Annotated in this window: 20 protein-coding genes; 11 read left to right on the top strand and 9 right to left on the bottom strand. The window is 65.0% G+C overall.

The window, feature by feature from the left end; translation table 11 throughout:
- Nucleotides 1-200: 200 nt before the first annotated feature.
- On the bottom strand, nucleotides 201-1712 hold the full coding sequence (locus D769_RS14280) for a polyamine aminopropyltransferase (protein WP_008646167.1): 1512 nt from the start codon (nucleotides 1710-1712) through the stop codon (nucleotides 201-203).
- Nucleotides 1713-1914: 202 nt separating this feature from the next.
- On the opposite strand from D769_RS14280, the gene D769_RS14275 reads away from it, so the two are divergent.
- From D769_RS14275 to D769_RS14245, 9 genes are all read left to right on the top strand, one after another.
- Nucleotides 1915-2301 carry a DUF350 domain-containing protein gene (locus tag D769_RS14275; protein WP_035884425.1) on the top strand — a complete coding sequence of 129 codons (387 nt, stop codon included), beginning with the start codon at nucleotides 1915-1917 and terminating at the stop codon, nucleotides 2299-2301.
- Nucleotides 2302-2341: 40 nt separating this feature from the next.
- Entirely contained in the window at nucleotides 2342-3364 is a 1023-nt protein-coding gene (locus D769_RS14270; protein WP_008646165.1) for an SPFH domain-containing protein, read from the top strand.
- Between the two features lie 9 nt (nucleotides 3365-3373).
- Nucleotides 3374-4927, top strand: a complete 1554-nt coding sequence (locus D769_RS14265; protein WP_008646164.1) for a DUF4178 domain-containing protein — start codon at nucleotides 3374-3376, stop codon at nucleotides 4925-4927.
- A gap of 3 nt (nucleotides 4928-4930) precedes the next feature.
- Entirely contained in the window at nucleotides 4931-5104 is a 174-nt protein-coding gene (locus tag D769_RS32320; protein ID WP_017513169.1) for a hypothetical protein, read from the top strand.
- Nucleotides 5105-5122: 18 nt separating this feature from the next.
- Nucleotides 5123-5509 (top strand): adenosylmethionine decarboxylase, encoded by a 387-nt coding sequence (speD, locus tag D769_RS14260; protein WP_008646162.1) that lies wholly within the window; start codon nucleotides 5123-5125, stop codon nucleotides 5507-5509.
- 66 nt (nucleotides 5510-5575) lie between these two features.
- Nucleotides 5576-6010, top strand: coding sequence for a Cd(II)/Pb(II)-responsive transcriptional regulator (locus D769_RS14255; RefSeq protein ID WP_008646161.1), 435 nt, complete (start codon nucleotides 5576-5578; stop codon nucleotides 6008-6010).
- 179 nt (nucleotides 6011-6189) lie between these two features.
- Complete coding sequence (locus D769_RS32315) at nucleotides 6190-6327, top strand: hypothetical protein (protein ID WP_008646160.1); 138 nt, start codon at nucleotides 6190-6192, stop codon at nucleotides 6325-6327.
- A 222-nt stretch (nucleotides 6328-6549) separates the two neighbouring features.
- The gene (gene rnk / locus D769_RS14250) at nucleotides 6550-6987 is read left to right on the top strand and encodes a nucleoside diphosphate kinase regulator (protein WP_008646159.1); all 438 of its coding nucleotides are present in this window, start codon (nucleotides 6550-6552) and stop codon (nucleotides 6985-6987) included.
- Nucleotides 6988-7275: 288 nt separating this feature from the next.
- On the top strand, nucleotides 7276-7623 hold the full coding sequence (locus D769_RS14245) for a hypothetical protein (RefSeq protein WP_008646158.1): 348 nt from the start codon (nucleotides 7276-7278) through the stop codon (nucleotides 7621-7623).
- A 152-nt stretch (nucleotides 7624-7775) separates the two neighbouring features.
- Here D769_RS14245 and D769_RS14240 read toward each other — a convergent pair whose 3' ends face one another.
- The 6 genes from D769_RS14240 to gcl form a co-directional block, all read right to left on the bottom strand.
- A complete protein-coding gene (locus D769_RS14240; protein WP_008646156.1) occupies nucleotides 7776-8669 on the bottom strand; it encodes a neutral zinc metallopeptidase in 894 nt (297 codons plus the stop codon).
- Between the two features lie 297 nt (nucleotides 8670-8966).
- The gene (gene pyk, locus D769_RS14235) at nucleotides 8967-10433 is read right to left on the bottom strand and encodes a pyruvate kinase (protein ID WP_008646154.1); all 1467 of its coding nucleotides are present in this window, start codon (nucleotides 10431-10433) and stop codon (nucleotides 8967-8969) included.
- Nucleotides 10434-10471: 38 nt separating this feature from the next.
- Entirely contained in the window at nucleotides 10472-11803 is a 1332-nt protein-coding gene (locus D769_RS14230; protein ID WP_008646152.1) for a glycerate kinase, read from the bottom strand.
- An 88-nt stretch (nucleotides 11804-11891) separates the two neighbouring features.
- Nucleotides 11892-12815: a 2-hydroxy-3-oxopropionate reductase gene (glxR, locus tag D769_RS14225; protein WP_008646151.1), complete on the bottom strand. Its 924-nt coding sequence runs from the start codon at nucleotides 12813-12815 to the stop codon at nucleotides 11892-11894.
- 54 nt (nucleotides 12816-12869) lie between these two features.
- Entirely contained in the window at nucleotides 12870-13649 is a 780-nt protein-coding gene (gene hyi / locus D769_RS14220) for a hydroxypyruvate isomerase (RefSeq protein ID WP_008646150.1), read from the bottom strand.
- 93 nt (nucleotides 13650-13742) lie between these two features.
- Complete coding sequence (gcl, locus tag D769_RS14215; protein ID WP_008646149.1) at nucleotides 13743-15533, bottom strand: glyoxylate carboligase; 1791 nt, start codon at nucleotides 15531-15533, stop codon at nucleotides 13743-13745.
- Between the two features lie 284 nt (nucleotides 15534-15817).
- Here gcl and D769_RS14210 point away from each other — a divergent pair, with 284 nt between their 5' ends.
- Both D769_RS14210 and D769_RS14205 read left to right on the top strand, forming a co-directional pair.
- Complete coding sequence (locus tag D769_RS14210) at nucleotides 15818-16501, top strand: hypothetical protein (protein WP_008646148.1); 684 nt, start codon at nucleotides 15818-15820, stop codon at nucleotides 16499-16501.
- Nucleotides 16502-16632: 131 nt separating this feature from the next.
- On the top strand, nucleotides 16633-17544 hold the full coding sequence (locus D769_RS14205) for a LysR family transcriptional regulator (protein WP_008646147.1): 912 nt from the start codon (nucleotides 16633-16635) through the stop codon (nucleotides 17542-17544).
- Between the two features lie 230 nt (nucleotides 17545-17774).
- Here the strand turns inward: D769_RS14205 and D769_RS14200 are convergent, their stop codons facing one another.
- Both D769_RS14200 and D769_RS14195 read right to left on the bottom strand, forming a co-directional pair.
- Nucleotides 17775-18467 carry a GntR family transcriptional regulator gene (locus D769_RS14200; RefSeq protein WP_008646146.1) on the bottom strand — a complete coding sequence of 231 codons (693 nt, stop codon included), beginning with the start codon at nucleotides 18465-18467 and terminating at the stop codon, nucleotides 17775-17777.
- A 52-nt stretch (nucleotides 18468-18519) separates the two neighbouring features.
- Entirely contained in the window at nucleotides 18520-19923 is a 1404-nt protein-coding gene (locus D769_RS14195) for a C4-dicarboxylate transporter DctA (protein ID WP_008646145.1), read from the bottom strand.
- Between the last annotated feature and the right edge of the window lie 275 nt (nucleotides 19924-20198).

Raw genomic sequence — 20198 nt, 5'->3', positions numbered from 1 at the left:
TCCGCCATGCCGGGGCGCAGGACCACCGGCGTGGGTTCGCGCAGGCCCAGGCCGCGCAGAAAGCTGTCGGCTTCGTCGCCGATGCGGCTGCAACCGGCCAGCGCGGTACCCGCGGCGGCAATCAGGAAGCGGCGGCGGTCCATCGGCGTCCTGGAGCAGCCACTCCGGCAAGCGAACTTGCGGATGACTTGGCGGATGACTTAGCGGATGACATTGCGCCAGTCACGCTCGAAGTCGTGCACGAGAGTTTGTTCATTGAGCCGGTTCGGCTCGCCCTGGCGCGGCGCCATGTCGGCGGGAAAGCGGAACATCAGCGCAGTCGTATCCCCGTCGAGAAACTTCATCGGCACGTCGTAGCGCGTCGGCGGCGTGTAGTCGTTGCGCTTGCCGGCCAGGATGTAGCCCCACTCGCCGAACGACGGCACGTAGGTATGGTACGGCCACGTATGCAGCCCGGCTTCACGCAGCGTGGCGTCGATGTCCCAGAACGAGCGCGGTGCGTAGTAGGGCGATGTCGACTGCACCACCGCGTAGCCCTTCTCGGCCAGATGGCGCGACATCAGCCGGTACATCGGCACCGAATACAGCTTGCCGAGCCCGAAGTTGGACGGGTCCGGCAGGTCGACGATGATTGCGTCGAAGCTGTCCTGGTTCTGCTCCAGCCATTGCGCAGCATCGGCGTTGACCACTGTCACGCGCTGGTCGGTCAGCGAGCCGTGGTTCAGTGCCCGCAGCGGCTCGCTGCGCGAGAATAGCGTGGTCATCGCCGGGTCCAGATCGACCAGCGTGACGTGCTCGATATTGCCGTACTTGAGAATCTCGCGGAGCGCCAGCCCGTCGCCGCCACCGATCACCAGCACACGACGCGCCCACGGCAGCGCCTGCAGAACCGGGTGCACTAATGCCTCGTGATAGCGGTGTTCGTCGCGCGAGGAAAACTGCAGGTTGCCGTTGATGTACAGGCGGAGATCGTCCTTCCAGCGCGTGATGACCAGCCGCTGGTACGGGGTGGTTTCGCTATGGATGATCTCGTCGCCGAACAGGCCGCGTTCGGCCCAGTGCGTCAGATGGTTCGAACCGGCGAAGCCGACTGTCAGCACCGCCAGCACCATGCCCGCGCGCAGCGTGCGCAACGTCGTGCGCGACACCTCGTCGCGGAAGATACGCAGTGTGAACAGCGCCACCGCGACGTTGAGCATGCCGAACAGGAATCCCGTGCGCGACAGCCCAAGCCGTGGCGCGAGCACCAGCGGGAATACCAGAGACACTGCCAGCGCGCCGAGATAGTCGAACGTGAGCACGCGGCTCACCAGATCGCTGAACTGGGCACGCCGCGCATTGAGGATGCGCATGACCAGCGGAATCTCCATGCCCACCAGCATCCCGATCACGAACACCAGCGCATACAGCGCGGTGCGGAATGGCGCGGAGAGCCAGGCGAATACCACGAACAGCAGCGCCGCCGAGATGCCACCGAGCAGGCCGACCAGGATCTCGATGTCGATGAACCGGGTCAGGACGTCCTCGTCCTTCACGTAGCGCGAGAACCACGAGCCGACACCCATCGCAAACAGGTAGCAGCCAATGATCGATGAGAACTGGAGGATCGAATCGCCGAGCAGATAGCTCGACAGGGCGCCGGCAATCAATTCGTAGCCAAGCCCGCAGGAGGCTACGATCAACACCGAAAGGACTAGGGTACGGTCGCGCATGGGGCGGCGGTCGCAACAGGTGAGCAACAGGAGATCGCCCGGAGCGCGGCTGGCGTTCCGGCGTTTCACAAATTGATATTGGAAGGAATAGGACTGCGGCTATACTTTGCCGCGTAGTTTGCCGCTGGCATCGCCGCACGGCAAGCGCATCGCGCAGGACCGGTATTTCCACAACTTCATTGACAGGCCGCGTACCCGAACCATGCTACCCATCTACGCCTACGCCGAGCATCTGCTGGCCAGCCTTGTGCTGCTGGTCGTGTTCGTCGGAGTCTACACCAGGATCACGCCCTTCAACGAGTTCGCGCTGATCCGCCAGGGCAATGTGGCTGCCGCGCTCTCGCTGGGCGGCAGCACGCTCGGTTTCTGCCTCACGCTGTCGTCGAGTCTCCAGCACAACGACACCTTTCTGATGTTCCTGGTGTGGTCGCTGGTGGCGATGGTGGTGCAGGCAGTGGTCTACGCGGCGCTGGCGCGCGCATTGCCGGATATGGATGCGGCCATCGAATCTAACAATATGGCCATGGGCGGGCTGATGGGCACGATGTCGGTCTCGGTCGGCGTGCTCAATGCCGCGTGCCTGTCCTGAGGCCAGGACGTGAATCATTCCTTGGGAAGAAGGAGCTGACATGAGCATCGGGTCGTTCATCAGAAAGCAGTTTATCGACATCCTCCAGTGGACGGAGGACACGGACGGCGTGCTGGCGTGGCGCTATCCGATGGAAGACATGGAAATCCAGTACGGTGGCAGCCTGACCGTGCGTGAATCCCAGATGGCGGTCTTCGTCAACGAAGGCAAGATCGCTGACGTGTTCGGCCCGGGCATGTACAAGCTGACCACCCAGACGCTGCCGGTGCTGACGTACCTGAAGAACTGGGACAAGCTGTTCGAGTCACCGTTCAAGTCGGACGTCTACTTCTTCAGCACCCGCCTGCAGATTGGCCGCAAGTGGGGCACGGCGCAGCCGATCACGATCCGCGATGCGGATTTCGGCATGGTGCGGCTGCGCGCGTTCGGTCTGTATTCGTACAAGGTCAGCGATCCGCAGAAGTTCTACACCGAGATCAGCGGCACGCGCGCCGAGTACACGCGCGACGAAGTGGAAGAGCAGCTGCGCAACCTGCTGATCGCCACGATGACGAACACGCTTGGCGCGTCGTCGGTGCCGTTCCTGGACATGGCGGCGAACCAGACGCTGATGTCGCAGACGATCCACGAAAAGCTCGCGCCCGAGTTCGAGCGTTATGGCGTGGCGCTCGACAACTTCGCGGTCACCAATGTCTCCCTGCCGGAGGAACTGCAGAAGGCCATCGACACCCGCATCTCGATGGGAATGATGGGCGACATGGCCAAGTACACGCAGTACCAGGTGGCCAGCTCGATCCCGCTTGCCGCGCAGAACGAGGGCGGTGTCGCCGGGCTCGGCGCGGGTCTGGCCGCCGGGGCGGTCATGGGGCAGGCGATGGCTGGCGGACTCGTGGGCGGCGTGGCGGGTGTACCGGCCGCAGCGCCCGTCACTCCTGCAACGCCCGCCGCCGAAGATCCGGCGGTGCGGCTGCAGAAGCTCAAGGAGCTGCTCGACAAGAGCCTGATCTCGCAGGCGGAGTTCGATACGGCCAAGGCGGAAATTCTCAAGAAACTCGTCGGCTGATTCCGCTCCATGCAAACGGTCAACTGTCCGGGCTGCGGCGCGGAGGTCCGCTTTCGGTCGTCCGCCGCGGTCATGGCGGTCTGCGAGTACTGCCACAGCACCTTGCTGCGCGAGGCCGACCAGGTACGCGACATCGGCAAGATGTCGGCGGTGCTCGAGGACTACTCGCCGTTGCAGATCGGCACCAGCGGCATCTGGCCGAATGACGGCAAGGGGCAGGGCTTCACGCTGGTCGGCCGCATCCAGTTGCGGTACGACGCCGGTCTGTGGAGCGAATGGTATGTGCTGTTCGATGACGGCACGGACGGCTGGCTCGGCGATGCGTCGGGCCAGTACATGTTCACGCGCAGGGTCTCTGACGAAGACGCCGCGAGGGCGTCGGTCGGCAAGCTGCCGAAGTTCGAAGGCCTGAAGCCCGGCGAGCCGCTGTTCTTCAACAAGTATCGTTACGAAGCCGGTGATGTGCGCACCGCGCGCTGCACCGGTGGGCAGGGCGAGTTGCCGTTCCAGGTCGGCACGGGCTGGACCGCTCAGGTCGCGGACTTCCGCAACGCGGGCAACTTCCTGACGCTCGACTACGCCGATGGTTACCCGCCTGCGGTCTACACGGGCCAGATGGTCGAGCTCGACCAGCTCAAGTGCCAGCTTCTGCGCAGCGCAGACGAGATTGACCGCACCGCCGACCGCTATCGTGGCAAGGCGATTCCGCTGGCTTGCCCAAACTGCGGCAGCCCGATCGCCTATCGCGCCGGCGTGGCGAATTTCATCATTTGCCCAAGCTGCCATAGCGAAGTCGATTGCACGACGTCGACAGCCATCGTGTTGGAGAAGCACGCCGAGATCGAGGCACTGCAGACCAGCCTGACGCCGGGCGAGGTCGGCACGATCGACGGCAAGCCATACACCGTGCTCGGCCTGCTTCAGTGCACCGATGATGACGAGGACGAGACCTCGACCTGGATGGAGTACCTGCTGTTCAACGAGACGGCCGGCTTTCTGTGGCTCGTGGAGCAGGACGCTGGCTGGGACCGCGTGCGCGTGCTGGATGTCTGGCCCGGCACGATGGCGTCGTCGAGCGTGGCCGTGCTGGCCGGCAACGAGTACCGCAAGGGGTTCGAATACGTCAGCCGCGTGCTCTATGCGGCGGGCACGTTCAACTGGCGCGTGCAGGCCGGCGATACCACGCAACTGACCGAGTTCGGCCCGCCGGCGCGGCGACTGACGCGCGAGACGAGCGAGACGAGCGACACCGAGATCGTCTGGACGCAGTCCACCACGGTGTCGCGCACCCAGGTCGCGCAATGGTTCAAGGGCAACAAGGCGCTGGCCGCCGCGGCGAAGGCGCTGCCCGAGCGCAAGCGTCCCGCCGCGCCGGCCACCGGCGACCTCGCGTACTGCCGCAAGGTCGCGTGGGGCATCGCTATCGCGATGTGGCTGCTGAACCTGCCGATCTCGTTCTTCGGCGGTGCCGGCATGGCCGGGCTTCTGCTGGGCACGCTGCTGCTCTGGCTGCCGATCTGGACCGTGCAGGCGTTTTCGGGGCATATCGGGGGAGGGGACTGAGCTGTGCGCTTTTTGTTTCTTGTCTACGGATTGATCGTGCTGTTCGGCGTCACGTTCTACACGCTGGGGTCGGCGGGCAGTACGTCCGGTGGATCGTCGTCGGCTCGCGGCTGGAGTGGCTCCGGCGGATACGGCGGTTCGGGCGGCGGCTGGTCTTCGGGCGCCGGGCACAAATAGTCCGGTGAGACGATCACCATGAATGCCCCGACGCTTGCCTGCCCACCGGTTCTTGGCCGCCACCTGCTGCTCGACATGCAGGGCGTGACCGCCGAGCGGCTCACCGATGCCGTGCTGATCGAGCGCGTGCTTTACGATGCCGCCCGGGTGTCTGGCGCCACGCCGGTGGACGCGCGGTTCCAGCATTTCGGCCCCGGCCTCGGTGTCACGGGCGTGCTGCTGCTCAAGGAGTCACACATCAGCATCCATACCTGGCCGGAATATGGTTTCGCGGCTGTGGATATCTTTATGTGCGGTGCGGCGCAGCCCTACCGGGGCATCGAAGCCATCGTGGCCGAACTGGCGCCGGCGCAATGGCATGTGCGCGATGCGGCGCGTGGCCCCGCCTCTGCAGGTTCCGCCTGATTGGGCTACACTTCAGCGGTAACCCTGTAATTACTACAGGGATCTGGCATCGAGGAGGCACTCACCATGCGTATCGGCGAACTGTCCCGCCACAGTGGCTGCGACATCGAGACCATCCGCTATTACGAACGTGAAGGGCTGCTGGACGCACCGCAGCGCGAGGACAACGGCTATCGCCGCTACGGCGACGGGCACCTCGTCCAGCTCAATTTCGTGCGCCACTGCCGCTCGCTGGGCATGAGCCTGGCCGACGTGCGCAAGCTGCGCGACTTCCAGCGCAATCCGTCACTCGCGTGCGACGACATCAATACGCTGTTGGACCGCCAGATCGAGCAGATCCACGCCCAGCGTGTTTCGCTGGAAGCGCTGGAAGGTCAGTTGCGCACGCTGCGCCATACCTGCGAGAACCCAAATCCGCATCCGGCCAGCGAGTGCGGCATCCTGCAGAACCTGCAGCAGGCAGCCGAGGGCGCGGCCTGCGAGTGCCACCCACGACACTAGGGATGCAGCGGGACGGCATCGTCACGCCGATCTCGCAACATCTCGCTACAAGGCGGGCGGCAAGCCGAAACTGGGGCATTCCGCCCCCACGCTTCGATTCGGACCGTTGCCCGCTGGCTGTGCTACGATGGCCGCTGGTCGCTTCGGTGACTTACCTGTAACTCAGAGATTTCCCAACGATGTCCCGTCATCTACTGCTCGCCGTCTCCGTCATGGTTCGCTTCCAGCGACCGGCGCGCGCGCGCGTGATGCCGGCGCCCATCGACGCCAGCCGCTGGATCAACGCCCCGCTTGATCCAGCCCGGTTCCCGGCCTAACCGATCCCCTTCCTGAACCAGCAGAAGGCCCGGCGCCGAACCGGGCCCGAGCCAGCACGTACCCCCGCTTTCACGCGTAGCACCAGGCCTCGCCAGTTGCCGTGTGATCTGCTGCCGATTTAGTTGCTGCATTCGCTGCATTACCAAGCTGTGTCCGTCCGGCGCGCGTGAAGTTGCGCCGGCCAATCGATTCTGGATTTCACTTCCGTGAGAGGCATTGCCATGGCCAAGACCAAGAACACGACCGCCGCGCCATCGCGCCCGGCAACCCTTTATCTGACCGAACTCGACGTCGCCCGCCTCGAGGGAATTGCCAGCCGTGCCGGCACCGCCGAACTCGACGAGATGCTGGATGCACTACTGGAGCGCGCGGCCATTGTGTCGCCCGACGCGATCCCGAAGGACGTCGTGACGATGAATTCACGTGTGGTTTGTGCGCTCGAAGGCGAGGCCAAGCCGCGTGACTGGACCCTGGTGTACCCGGACGATGCCGATCTGGCCACTGGCCGGTTATCGGTGCTGTCGCCGATTGGCCAGGCACTGCTGGGTGCCCGCTCCGGGGACACGGTCGACTACCGCCTGCCCGACGGCCGCGCGCAACGCGTGACCATCGTGGAGATTGCGTTCCAGCCCGAGGCCAGCGGCCAGTTCACGCTTTGATCCTTCCCCCAGCCAGCTACCCACCGTGCGCCCGAAGCGGCGCGCGCGGGTAGCCGCGCCGCCTGGCAGTACCGAACGGTATGCACCGTTCGGTCAGGCAATCCCTTCCGTTCATCCAGATCTTCAGCGTTTCACGGCGTGCAACGCACCATTCGTCGCAGCGCTATTTCTCCTGGTTCGTTGAGCCACTAACCTTCAGTCCGTGCTCGATCGCCACAGAGATGGCGTATCCGGGCAGAAGTCAGCTGTATCCATAAGAAAGTTGTGAATCAGTTGAAGGAGTCCCAGATGAACGCCAAACGTATCCTTGGCGGCGCACTCGTGCTGGCTGCATTTGCCGCCTCGGCCGCGATAGCCGCTCCCGCCGCCACCAAGAAGGCCGGCAAATTCGATGTCTATGCGGACGCCGCCCGAGTGGGCAAGTTCGATGTGTATTCCGACGGCGCGAAGATCGGCAAGTACGACTTCTATACCGACGGACAACGCGCCAGCAAGTTCGACCCGTATAGCGAAGGCACCCGCCAGGGCAAGTTCGATAGCTTCAGCGAAGGCGCCCACGCATTCAGCGGCGAGATCTCCGCTTCGTCGCTCGACAACTCGCGCAACGGCGGCGAGCTCTACGGCTACAGCGTCTGACGCATCCGGTCCTTATGGACCGTGGCGGCCACTCCGGTGGTCGCCAGTTCAAAAGTTTCTCTCCCACCTGCGCGACCGACCTCCTCCATCTCTCTCCGTCGCGCAGGTGATTTTTCCCCCTCGGCAGTGTCTGTCGTTCTTCCCGAAGTGATCTAGAGTTGCCGCGCGGCAAATGTGTCGCACTTGCGGATATCGCCGGTCGTCAGTCCCTGACGCAGCCAGCGCACACGCTGCTCGCTCGTGCCATGCGTGAAGGCTTCAGGCACCACGTAGCCCTGTGCCTGACGCTGCAGCCGGTCGTCGCCGATTGCGGCGGCAGCCTTCAGGCCTTGCTCGATATCGCCCGGTTCCAGCAACTGCTGGTTCAGCTTCTGCGCGTTGGCAGCCCACACGCCTGCCAGACAATCGGCCTGCAATTCCATGCGTACCGACAATTGGTTGGCCTGCGCCTCGCTCATGCGGCGACGTGCCGCATCCACCTTTTCCGAGACGCCGAGCAGGTTCTGCACATGGTGGCCGATCTCGTGCGCGATCACATATGCCTGCGCGAAATCACCACCGGCGCCGAAGCGCTGACGCAGTTCGTCATAGAAGGACAGGTCGATATAGACCTTCTGGTCACCCGGGCAATAGAACGGCCCCATGGCGGACTGGCCAGTACCGCAGGCGGTTTGCGTGGCGCCGGAGAACAGCACCAGTTTCGGTGGCGCGTAACGGCGGTTCAGGTCGGTTTCGAAGATGTGTTCCCACGTGCGCTCGGTATTGCCGAGCACCTTGCGGGTGAAAACCGTCAGCTGGTCGTTGGCGGGCGGGCGATGTGCCTGGGACTGCGGTGCCTGTTGCTGCTGGTTCTGGACGACCGATGCGCCCTGGAAAATCAGCGAGGGGTCGATGCCGAAGAAATATGAAGCGGCCAGCGCAATGACGATCGTGCCGATACCGATCGACTTGCCGCCGATCGGCAGTCCGAACCCTCCGCCTCCGCCGTAGCCACCGCCGCGGCGATCTTCTACGTTCTGGCTTTCGGCTTCGTCATCGAGACGCATGGGGGCTCCGTCGGGTCATGTGTGGCGGCAGCCGTGCTTCGGCTGCCCGATGCCGGTGGAGTATAGCAACGGCACCTGACGCCCAGCGCACCGTTCAGAATTCGTTACCTCGAAAAAGGGAAGCCGCCCGCGCACCAGGCGACAAGCGGGCTGATAAGGGCGTGGGCGGCCGGCGAGCAGGGGGTCAGCCTGGTAGCCAAAGGGAAATCCTGCGTAGCCGGCAATGTGCATCGCCAGCCTGCTCCCCCGACCCCTTTCCCACGTGACGGAAGCGGGATGGGGGAGCGATTCAGCGCATCAAACCGCCTCGGCAGCCGGCACCTTGCCGATGTCCAGCCCGGCCACTTCCGTCCCCACCTCTGCCACGCGCAGCAGGTTGGTCGTGCCGCCCTGGCCAAATGGCATCCCGGCCGCGATGGTGATCTGGTCGCCCGGTGCGGCATAGCCTTCCACCAGCGCGGCGCGCGCGGCGGCCTCGACCATTTCGTCGACGCTCTGCACGTCCGGGCTGACAGTCGAATGCACGCCCCAGGTGATGGCCAGCCGACGCGCGATCTCCAGGTTCGGCGTGATGCTGACGATCGGCGCGCATGGCCGCTCACGTGCCGCGCGCAGCGCGGTGGCGCCGGACGACGTGTACGTCACCGTGGCCTTCGCGCCGATGATCTGCGTGACCTCGCGCAGCGCCGCGCAGATTGCGTCCTGGCGCGTGGAGAGCGGTGCCTCGTGCTGGGCGTCGATCATGTTGCGGTAGAGCGGATCGTTCTCGACCTCGGTGATGATGCGATTCATGATCGAGACAGCGGCCACCGGATGACGGCCATTGGCCGATTCGGCCGACAGCATCACCGCATCAGCGCCGTCATAGATCGCACTCGCCACGTCTGACGCTTCGGCGCGCGTCGGCACTGGCGAGTCGATCATCGACTCGAGCATCTGCGTGGCGATCACGATCGGCTTGCCGAGCTGGCGGCAGATACGCAGGATGCGCTTCTGCACACCTGGCACGCGCTCGGGCGGCAGTTCCACGCCGAGGTCACCACGCGCGACCATCACTGCATCCGACACCCGTACGATTTCCTCTAGCTGCTGCAATGCGGCCGGCTTCTCGATCTTCGACAGCACGCCAGCACGCGTGCCGATCAGTTCGCGCGCTTCGAGGATGTCCGATGGGCGCTGCACGAACGACAGCGCGATCCAGTCGGCGCCAAGTTCCAGTGCGAAGGCCAGATCCTTGCGATCCTTTTCGGTCAGCGCGGGGATCGGGATCACCGCGTCGGGCACGTTCACGCCCTTGCGGTCGGACAGCGTGCCGTTGTTGGCCACGCGCGTGGTGATGCTGCCGCTGGCCACCGATTCGATGTTCAAGCGTACCTTGCCGTCGTCGATCAGCAGCGACTGGCCCGCGTTGGCGGCCTTGAACAGTTCGGGGTGGGGCAGGTAGACGCGCTTCGCATCGCCCGGCGTCGGGTCGCTGTCGAGGACGAACGTGTCGCCGGCGCTCACGGCCACCTTGCCGGCCGCGAACGTGCCAATGCGCAGTTTCGGGCCCTGCAGGTCGGCCAGGATCGCGATCGGACGGCCGGTCTCGGCTTCCACCTGGCGCACGGCGTCGTAGCGCGCGCGGTGGTCCTCGTGCGTGCCGTGGCTGAAGTTCAGCCGGAACACGTCGGCCCCGGCATCGAACAGTTGGCGGATGACCGCGATGTCCGTGCTGGCCGGGCCCAGTGTGGCCACGATCTTGGCTTTGCGCTGGCGTCTCATGAGTGTCTCCTCTCTTCCTCGTTCCTTGCAGGGCGCGATCAGATGATCAGGATCGCGCGAAAATCGTTCACGTTGGTACGGGTCGGGCCGGTGACGATCAGGTCGTCGATGCCGGCAAAGAATCCATACCCGTCGTTGTTGTCCAGATGCGCGCGGGCAGACAGGCCGCGTGCCACGGCGCGCGTCAGCGAATCGGGGCCAAGCAGTGCGCCTGCATTGTCTTCGGAGCCGTCGATGCCATCCGTGTCGCAAGCGATCGCGTGCACACCGGGCAGGCCGTCGAGCGATACCGCCAGCGACAGCAGGAACTCGGCATTGCGACCGCCACGGCCATTGCCTCGCACCGTCACCGTCGTCTCGCCGCCGGACAGGATTACGCACGGTTTCTCGAACGGCTGGCCATGCGCGACGATCTGGCGTGCGATCGCCGCGTGGACTTCGGCCACGTCGCGCGCTTCGCCTTCGATGCTGTCGGACAGGATGTGCGCCGTCAGGCCGAGTTCGCGTGCGCGCGCGGCGGCAGCTTCGAGCGACTGTTGGGCGCTGGCCAGCGTCACGTTGCGATGACCTTCGAAACGGACGTCGCCGGGCTTCGGCGTTTCACCCGCGCCGCTCTCCAGATGCGCGTGCACGTTGGCGGGCACATCGATGTGGTACTTGGCGATGACCGCGAGCGCATCCGCGCAAGTGGTGGCGTCCGGCAGCGTCGGGCCGCTGGCGATCAGGGTGGGGTCATCGCCCGGAATATCGGAAATCAGCAGCGTTTCCACACGCGCGGGTGCGCAGGCCAGAGCCAGGCGGCCACCCTTGAGGGCGGACAGGTGCTTGCGCACGCAGTTCATCTCGCCGATGCTCGCGCCGCTGCGCAGCAGCGCCTTGTTCACGGCCTGCTTGTCCGCCAGCGTGATGCCCGGCGCGGGTGCCGCGAGCAGGGCGGAGCCGCCACCGGAGATCAGGCACAGCACGAGGTCGTCGGCGGTCAGTCCCTGCACCAGTTCCACCATGCGCTGCGCGGCCTGCTGGCCCGCGGCGTCAGGCACCGGGTGCGCGGCCTCGACGACTTCGATGCGCTGGCAATCGGCGCCATGGCCATAGCGCGTGACCACCAGCCCCGACAGTTCGCCCTTCCAGTTCGCCTCTACTGCCTGCGCCATCGCGGCGGCGGCCTTGCCCGCGCCGATCACAACGGTGCGTCCCTTTGGCGGTTGTGGCAAATGCGGCGGCAGGCAATGCGTCGCGCTCACGGCCGAGACGGCCGTATCGAACAGATCGCGCAGCAGCGCGCGGGCTTGAGAAGCGTCGCGATAGTCGGGCGTGCCGGCCTGGCGCTGCGGCGACAGCAGGGCGGCGGTGGCGTCGGTGGCAAACATGTGGGTCCTGAAATGAAACGCAAGCAGAAAAACAAGGACAACAATCAACGCGGCCGCCCGCCGTCAGGCAGGGCGGCCGCGGGAGGGCTTACTTCCCGCCCTTGGCGATCTCGTGGTTCGACATGATTTCGATCGCGCGGCACAGTGCCGAGTGATCGAGCTTGCCGAAGCCGTTCGCGGCGCACGCGTTGAACAGCTCTTGCGCGGTCGACGTGTTCGGCAGCGATACGCCCAGCGCCTTGGCGCCTTGCAGCGCCAGGTTCAGATCCTTCTGGTGCAGTTCGATACGGAAGCCCGGATCGAAGGTGCGCTTGACCATGCGCTCGCCGTGCACTTCCAGGATGCGCGAAGCCGCGAAGCCACCCATCAGCGCCTGACGCACCTTTGCCGGATCGGCACCAGCCTTCGACGCGAACAGCAGCGCTTCGGACACGGCCTGGATGTTCAGCGCCACGATGATCTGGTTGGCCACCTTGGTGGTTTGGCCGTCGCCGTTGCCGCCCACCAGCGTGATGTTCTTGCCCATCAGTTCGAACAGCGGCTTGACCTGGTCGAACGCTTCAGCCGGGCCACCGACCATGATCGTCAGCGTTGCGGCCTTGGCGCCCACTTCACCACCCGACACCGGTGCGTCAAGGTACGAGGCGCCGAGCTTGTTGATGCGCGCGGCGAAGTCCTTCGTGGCGATCGGCGAGATCGAGCTCATGTCCACGACGATCTTGCTGTAGCTGGCTTCCTTGCCGGCTGCCTTGAAGGCGGCGGCAACACCCTTTTCGCCGAACAGCACGGCTTCGACGTGCGGGGTGTCCGGCACCATCACGATCACGATGTCGGCACGCTTGGCCACTTCCTCGGCGCTGGTGCAGACGGTGACGCCAGCGTCCACCAGGAACTGCGGTGCCGGGTTCACGTCATGCACGAACAGCGTGTGGCCGGCGGCGCGCAGGTGACCCGCCATCGGCGCGCCCATGATGCCCAGGCCGATAAAGCCGACGTTGCGTTGGTTTGCCATGTTTGTCTCCAGTCAGTAGAAAGAATTCGATTCGGATTTCAGCGGAACGCCGGCTCAAACGCCGTGCGCCGCGCGCCAGCCCAGGCCGGCTTCGGTGGTCGTCTTCGGCTTGTATTCGCAGCCGATCCAGCCCTGGTAGCCGATCTCGTCGAGGAAGCGGAACAGGTACTGGTAATTGATCTCGCCGGTGCCGGGCTCGTTGCGGCCGGGGTTGTCGGCAAGCTGCACGTGCTTGATCTTCGGCAGGTTGGCGCGGATCGTGTTGGCGATCTCGCCCTCCATGCGCTGCATGTGATAGATGTCGTACTGCACGTAGAGGTTGGGCGCGTTGACCTGACCAATCAGGTCGATCGCCTGCTGCGTGCGCGACAGGAAGAAGCCGGGGATGTCGAACGTGTTGATCGGTTCGACCAGCAGATCGATATGTTCCTGCGCCAGCGCATTGGCCGCGAAACGCAGGTTTTCCACCAGCGTTTCCTGCGCCTGTTCGCGCTTCACGTTCTGCGGCAGGATGCCGACCAGGCAGTTCAACTGGCGCACGCCCAGTACCTTGGCGTACTTGATGGCCTCGCCCACGCCGTCCTGGAATTCGCCCACGCGGTCCGGGTGGCAGGCGATGCCGCGCTCACCTGCTTCCCACTTGCCGGCGGGAAGGTTGTGCAGCACGAGGTCGAGCTGGAAGCGGTTCAGGCGATCGGCGATCTGGTCGGCGTGAAACGCGTACGGAAACAGGAACTCCACGCCACGGAATCCGGCGCGGGCGGCGGCCTCGAAGCGGTCCAGGAAGCCGACTTCGTTAAACAGCATCGTCAGGTTTGCTGCGAGCTTTGGCATTGTTTGTCTCTCTCGGTGTCTGGGAAAAACCGCCACACCCACCCCGGTGGAGCGGGGCAGGGTGGCGTACTACGGGGAAGCGGTACTCGGTACTCAGGCGGTGGTCTCTTCGACCAGGATCGCCGAATCGGCGTCCACGGCATCCTCGAGGTCCTCGATCGGCTCGAACTCGTTGATGTTGTCGATCTCGGTACCCATCGCGATATTGGTGACGCGCTCGAGGATCACCTCGACCACTACCGGCACCGAAAACTCGGCCATCAGGTCGCGCGCTTCGGCAAAGGCCGGTGCGATGTCTTCGGGCTTGAACACGCGGATTGCCTTGCAGCCGAGACCTTCCACGACCTTCACGTGGTCCACGCCATAGCCTTCCAGCTCGGGCGCGTTGATGTTGTCGAACGCGAGCTGCACGCAGTAGTCCATCTCGAAGTTGCGCTGCGCCTGACGGATCAGGCCCAGGTACGAGTTGTTCACCACCACGTGGATGTACGGCACCTTGAACTGCGCGGCCACGGCCAGTTCCTCGATCATGAACTGGAAGTCGTAGTCACCCGAGATGGCCACGATGTCCGAGTTCGGCGAGGCGGTCTTCACGCCGATGGCGGCGGGAATGGTCCAGCCCAGCGGGCCTGCCTGGCCGCAGTTGATCCAGTGGCGCGGCTGGTTCACGGACAGGAACTGCGCGGCGGCGATCTGCGACAGGCCGATCGTCGTCACGTAGCGCACGTCGCGCGGGAAGTACTGGTTCATCTCGCGGTACACGCGCTGCGGCTTGACCGGCACGTTGTCGAAGTCGCTCTTGCGCTTCATCGTGCGGCGGCGCTTCTGCACGTCGGCCACCCACGCCTTGCGGCACGGCAGGCGGCCGGCCATCTTCATTTCGCGGGCCACTTCGACGAACTGCTCCAGCGCGGCCTTGGCATCCGAGACGATGCCGAGGTCAGGACCGAACACGCGACCGATCTGCGTGGGCTCGATGTCGACGTGCACGAACTTGCGGCCCTTGGTGTAGACGTCGACGCTGCCGGTGTGGCGGTTGGCCCAGCGGTTGCCGATGCCCATCACGAAATCCGAGGCGAGCAGCGTGGCGTTGCCGTAACGGTGCGAGGTCTGCAGGCCCACCATGCCGGCTTGCAGCGGGTGGTCGTCGGCCAGCACGCCCCAGCCCATTAGCGTGGGCACCACGGGCACATTGACCAGCTCGGCGAACTCGACCAGCAGTTCCGACGCGTTGGCGTTGATCACGCCGCCGCCGCAGACGATCAGCGGACGCTCGGCCTGGTTCAGCATCGAGATGGCCTTCTCGATCTGGGCGCGCGAGGCGGCCGGCTTGTACGGTTGCAGCGGTTGATACGTTTCGGGATCGAATTCGATCTCGGCCACCTGCACGTCGAACGGCAGGTCGATCAGCACCGGACCCGGGCGGCCCGAACGCATCAGGTGGAACGCCTGCTGGAACACCTGCGGCACCAGCGCCGGCTCACGCACGGTCACGGCCCACTTGGTCACAGGCTTGGCGATCGACTCGATATCGACGGCCTGGAAATCTTCCTTGTACAGACGGGCGCGCGGCGCCTGGCCGGTGATGCAGAGAATGGGGATCGAATCCGCCCAGGCCGAGTACAGGCCCGTGATCATGTCCGTGCCGGCGGGGCCCGACGTGCCGATGCAGAGGCCGATGTTGCCCGGCTCGGCACGGGTGTAGCCCTCGGCCATGTGCGAGGCGCCTTCCACGTGGCGCGCCAGCAGGTGGCGGATCGAGCCAGCGCGGCGCATGGCCGAGTAGAACGGGTTGATGGCAGCGCCGGGCACGCCGAACGCGGTGGTGATGCCTTCCTTTTCCAGTACGGCGATGGCCGCGTCGACTGCTCTCATCTTCGGCATGTCTGTCTCCAATACGATTCAAAACAATGGGTGGGATTTGTTCTGGGTCTGATGCTATGCCCGCACCGGCCTGTGGATAAACAGAAGGGAGATCAGTTGATTCGATACGTACGGTTAGCAATGCCGCAGCATCGAACGTCGAATGTGAGCGATGCAGTATGTGCTCGAACCCTTCGCCGGATCCCCCATGGAGAGGGGTTCGGCGCAATCTGGTGGCGTCGCGGGCTTTCGGTCGCGCCGCCATCGGGCCAAAATGACAGGTTTGGAATCGCCCTTGCTCTGTCATGTACTCGCGGCTGCCGACCACCTACGAATTGATTGAAGCGCTCCAGGCCTCTCCGCAGGCCGGACCGGCCGCCGAGAGCCGTCTGGCCACGGTGTTGTGGGCCGGCTTTGTCCTGGCGCTGGTACCGATGCTGGTCGCCGGCGGCGCGCTGGTGTGGTGGCACCGGGTGCTTGCGCAGGTGCCGCCGGCGTGGCTTCCGCAGGCTTTTCACGTGCTGCTGGCCGTTTGCGGGGTGTTCTACGTCGGCGCATGGGTGATCAGGCTGCTCGATCGCCGTGCTGCGTTGCAGCATCCGCTTCGCTGGCTGACGCGCCGGCTCGATACCCAAAGCGAGGTCGAGAACGCGCTGCTGCTACGCCTTGGCCGCATTCCGGCGCTCCAGCTCCGCGCCCGCCAGCGTCGCGTGGTGCTGCAGGCACGGCTCTGGGACGCCAGCGCCCGCACCATGGCGCTGGTCCTGGCCATCGGGCCCGCCGCGGTGATCCTGGCCGACGGTGTGGCGGTCATGGCACCCGGCCGCGTCCCGGCGCTCGTGGCGATCTATGGCGCAGTGTTGGTGGCTGGATGCGCCCTGGCGCTGTTCGCCCAGTTGCAATGCAGCGCCCCGCTGCGCCGGCTGGCCCACGTGCTGGGTGAAGCGGCGGAAATCAACGAGGCCGTGAACCGCCAGCGTCAGCCGTAGCGGTCGTCCAGTGCCGGGCTTCCGGGGCAAGACGATCGGTGGGCCGGATGGGCGTCATAGCGCCCCGGGGATGCGCGATATGGCTCCGATGCCTCACAATGTGCCGGCAGGAGACATTTAGCTGGGCTGGCATGGACAAACTCAAACAGATCGAAGCATTCATCGCCGTGGTGGAACACGGCAGCATGGCCGCCGCCGCGCTGACGCAGAACGTCACGCCGGTCATGATCGGCCGGCGCATCAACGCGCTGGAGGCACGCATCGGCGTCAAGCTACTGCATCGCTCCACGCGCCGCATTGTGGTGACCGAGCAGGGCGCCGCGTTCATGGAGCAGTGCAAGAAGGCGCTGGCCGACCTGGACCGCGCCGAAATGCTGATTGCCGAAGGCAAGCACAAGGCCACCGGTCACCTGATCGTGTCGGCACCGGCCGCATTCGGGCGCAAGCACGTGGCGCCGCACGCGCCGGCCTTTCTCGCCGCCAATCCCGAGGTGCAGATTTCATTCAACCTGACTGACCGCGTGGTGGATCTGGTGCGCGAGGGCTATGACGTCGGCATCCGCATCGGGGGCGCGATCGACCCGAACTTCGTGGCGATCAAGCTGGCGACCAACAAGCGCGTGGTATGTGGCACGCCCGCGTACTTCGCCAGGCACGGCGTGCCGCACACGCTCGAGGATCTGGAGAAGCACAACTGCCTCGCGTTCAACCTGCAAGGCGGGCAGCAGCGTGGCTGGTACTTCCAGCAAAACGGTAAGACCGTGACGGTGCGCGTGAACGGCAATCTCGACTGCAACGACGGCGAGCTATTGCATCGCTGGACTGGTGAGAGCCTGGGACTGGGCTGGCGTTCGACATGGGAGATCCTGCCGCAACTGGAAAGTGGGGAGTTGATCACGGTACTCGACGAGTACGCGCTGCCGGATTACGACATCCTCGCGGTGTACCCGCAGCAGCGGCCGGTGCCGGCCAAGATCCGCTTCTTCATCGAGCACTTGAAACAGGCGTTTGCAAAGCCGGGGTATTGGAGCGGCAGGGTCTGAGGGGTTTGAAGCGTTGGCGCTCTGGCGCCGTCTGCGCGGAACCAGGTCCCAAAACCGGATCCCCAAAAGAAAAAGCCCGCAGCCATTGCGGTCTGCGGGCGGTCCTTCTTGCGAAGGACGGGGAGAGCTCATGAAGTGCGCCCCCGCAACTCCATGGCGAGGTGAATATTGCGCCTCTCCCGCTTCTTCGTCCTTGACTCCGATCAAGCCTATCGCATTCGCTCCGAACGTCAGGCCAGCAACGCGGCCACCAGGTCCTTGCCACGTGCTGCCGCCGGTACTTCCTCGAAGTGCAGGGCGGCCTCCACATGCGCCAGATGCTCGACCATCAGCTTCACGGCAAGCTCGGCATCGCCCGCGCGCGCGGCGTCGATAAAGGCGCGGTGCTCGTCCGATGAACACGTCGCATCGCGGCGGCTCTGGTAGAGCATCGTGATCACGGCGCTACGCATCGACAGTTCGCGCATGATGCCGGTCATCACGCTGTTGCCCACCACCTCGGCCAGCACGATATGGAAATCGCCCAGCAGCCGGGTACGCGTCTGGGCATCATTGCCGCCCAGCGACTTGCGCTCGGCGGTCAGGTGTTTCTCGATGCGCTTGTAGTCGGCAGGCGTGGCCTTGGCGACGAACTCGCGCGCCAGTGCCGCCTCCAGGATGCGCCGCACCGTGAACACCTCGCGTGCTTCTTCCGCGCTGGGCTTGGCCACGAACGCGCCCTTGTCCGGCACGATCTGGATGACCTTGTCCTTGGACAGCATCAGCAGCGCGGCGCGGACCTTGGTGCGGCTGACACGATAGACGCTGGCCAGCGCCTCCTCGCGCAGCTTGGTGCCGGGCGGCAGGCGGTGCGAGACGATGGCGGCGACGATATCGTCGGCAATCGCCTCGGCGGTCATGTCTGGATCGATATGCTCGGGCATGGTGTCGCGCGTCGCCTGGCAGGCCAGCGCGGAGAGTGGGATGTGCGTGATTCTAGCGCCCCGAGGCCACCCCCGGCAGCGGCGCCGGTACCGGGACTTCCCCGGAGCCATGCTCGTGCACCGTCAGCCCTTCCTCCAGCTCGCCTGCCGGGATCGTGCCATTGAGCACGCCGTGGGCCCGTTCGCGGTCGATGTCGCGCTCCCAGGCGGCCACTACCACCGTGGCCACGCAGTTGCCAATCAGGTTGCCCACCGCGCGGGCGATGCCGATGAACCAGTCCACCGACAGCACCAGCACCAGGCCGATCGCGGGGATCGCCGGATGGGCGGAGAGCGTCGCGGCCAGGATCACGATCGCCGAACCGGGGATGCCATGCGCGCCCTTCGACGTGACCAGTGCCACAGCCAGGATGCCGAGCAGGTCGCCCAGCGCCAGCGGCGTGTTGGTAGCCTGCGCGATGAACACCGCGGCAAGCGTCAGGTAGATCGAGAATGCATCGAGGTTGAATGAGTAGCCGGTGGGAATCACCAGGCCGACCACCGACTTGCGGATGCCCATGTACTCGAGCTTCTTCATCACCTGCGGCAGCACGCTGTCAGACGACGCTGTGCCCAGCACCACCAGCAGTTCGGCACGCAGGTAACGAATCAGCTTCAGCACCGAGAAGCCGCACAGCCGCATGATCAGCCCCAGCACGCCGACCACGAAGATCACCACCGCGCCGTAGAACAGGATCACCAGGAACCCGAGCTGCTTGAGCGAGCCGATGCCGTACTTGCCCACGGTGAACGCCACCGCGCCCAGCACGCCCAGCGGCGCCAGCTTGATGATGAAGCCCATCATCTTGAACAGCGTGTGCGAGAACGTGTCGATTAGCCTGACCAGCGGACGGCCGGATTCGCCCACGACGGACAGCGCGCAGCCGAACAGGATCGAGACCAGCAGCACCTGCAGTACGTCGCCACTGGAGAACGCGCCCATGATCGTGTTCGGAATCAGCTTGAGCAGGAAATCGACCATGCCCGCGCTCTTCACCTTGTCGGCGGATTCGATGTAGGCCGACATGGCCGAGATATCCAGCGAACGCGGATTCACATTCATGCCGGTGCCCGGATGGAACACGTAGGCCAGCACCACGCCGAGCGCCAGCGCGATGGTCGTGACCACCTCGAAATAGACCACGGCCTTGATGCCGACGCGCCCGACCTTCTTCAGCTCCCCGGCGCCGCAGATACCCGCCACGACCACGCAGAACACGATGGGGCCGATCAGCATCTTGATCAGCTTGATGAAGGCATCGCCCAGCGGCTTGAGCTTGGCGGCGAACTCGGGGAAGAACAGCCCGAGCAGGGTGCCGATCACCAGCGCGATCAGCACCTGACCGAACAGGGAGCGGGTGAATCGGGTGTGCAGGCGTGCACCAGCGGCGCGCTGCGAGGGTACGGCTTGCTGCATCGTTGTCTCCGTGCCGGGCGCGGTCCAGATGAGACGTCTTTGCGTCGCTGGCCGGCCCTGATCTGATTCAGGACTACCTGCCGTCACATGGCGCGGGAGAGCGGATGCGCGGCGGGTCTGGCATCACCACGGGAAATCGGCCCGAGAGCCATATCCCGCGCGGAAAGCCCCCCTGTTGAGGCGGAATCCACGCAATCCACTTGTCCGGACCGGATTGTCCGCAGCGGATTGTTGGTGCGTGGGGGCCAATATAGTGCATATCATTTTTGTATGCA

The organism is Cupriavidus sp. HMR-1, assembly GCF_000319775.1.
Classification (GTDB): domain Bacteria; phylum Pseudomonadota; class Gammaproteobacteria; order Burkholderiales; family Burkholderiaceae; genus Cupriavidus; species Cupriavidus metallidurans.
This window is presented reverse-complemented; position numbering and strand designations above follow the sequence as displayed.

Bases quoted from the DNA above. Each gene is read 5' to 3' on its own strand.
- D769_RS14280 (WP_008646167.1), bottom strand. From the start codon at position 1,712: ATGCGCGACCGTACCCTAGTCCTTTCGGTGTTGATCGTAGCCTCCTGC.
- D769_RS14275 (WP_035884425.1), top strand. From the start codon at position 1,915: ATGCTACCCATCTACGCCTACGCCGAGCATCTGCTGGCCAGCCTTGTG.
- D769_RS14270 (WP_008646165.1), top strand. From the start codon at position 2,342: ATGAGCATCGGGTCGTTCATCAGAAAGCAGTTTATCGACATCCTCCAG.
- D769_RS14265 (WP_008646164.1), top strand. From the start codon at position 3,374: ATGCAAACGGTCAACTGTCCGGGCTGCGGCGCGGAGGTCCGCTTTCGG.
- speD (WP_008646162.1), top strand. From the start codon at position 5,123: ATGAATGCCCCGACGCTTGCCTGCCCACCGGTTCTTGGCCGCCACCTG.
- D769_RS14255 (WP_008646161.1), top strand. From the start codon at position 5,576: ATGCGTATCGGCGAACTGTCCCGCCACAGTGGCTGCGACATCGAGACC.
- D769_RS32315 (WP_008646160.1), top strand. From the start codon at position 6,190: ATGTCCCGTCATCTACTGCTCGCCGTCTCCGTCATGGTTCGCTTCCAG.
- rnk (WP_008646159.1), top strand. From the start codon at position 6,550: ATGGCCAAGACCAAGAACACGACCGCCGCGCCATCGCGCCCGGCAACC.
- D769_RS14245 (WP_008646158.1), top strand. From the start codon at position 7,276: ATGAACGCCAAACGTATCCTTGGCGGCGCACTCGTGCTGGCTGCATTT.
- D769_RS14240 (WP_008646156.1), bottom strand. From the start codon at position 8,669: ATGCGTCTCGATGACGAAGCCGAAAGCCAGAACGTAGAAGATCGCCGC.
- pyk (WP_008646154.1), bottom strand. From the start codon at position 10,433: ATGAGACGCCAGCGCAAAGCCAAGATCGTGGCCACACTGGGCCCGGCC.
- D769_RS14230 (WP_008646152.1), bottom strand. From the start codon at position 11,803: ATGTTTGCCACCGACGCCACCGCCGCCCTGCTGTCGCCGCAGCGCCAG.
- glxR (WP_008646151.1), bottom strand. From the start codon at position 12,815: ATGGCAAACCAACGCAACGTCGGCTTTATCGGCCTGGGCATCATGGGC.
- hyi (WP_008646150.1), bottom strand. From the start codon at position 13,649: ATGCCAAAGCTCGCAGCAAACCTGACGATGCTGTTTAACGAAGTCGGC.
- gcl (WP_008646149.1), bottom strand. From the start codon at position 15,533: ATGCCGAAGATGAGAGCAGTCGACGCGGCCATCGCCGTACTGGAAAAG.
- D769_RS14210 (WP_008646148.1), top strand. From the start codon at position 15,818: ATGTACTCGCGGCTGCCGACCACCTACGAATTGATTGAAGCGCTCCAG.
- D769_RS14205 (WP_008646147.1), top strand. From the start codon at position 16,633: ATGGACAAACTCAAACAGATCGAAGCATTCATCGCCGTGGTGGAACAC.
- D769_RS14200 (WP_008646146.1), bottom strand. From the start codon at position 18,467: ATGCCCGAGCATATCGATCCAGACATGACCGCCGAGGCGATTGCCGAC.
- D769_RS14195 (WP_008646145.1), bottom strand. From the start codon at position 19,923: ATGCAGCAAGCCGTACCCTCGCAGCGCGCCGCTGGTGCACGCCTGCAC.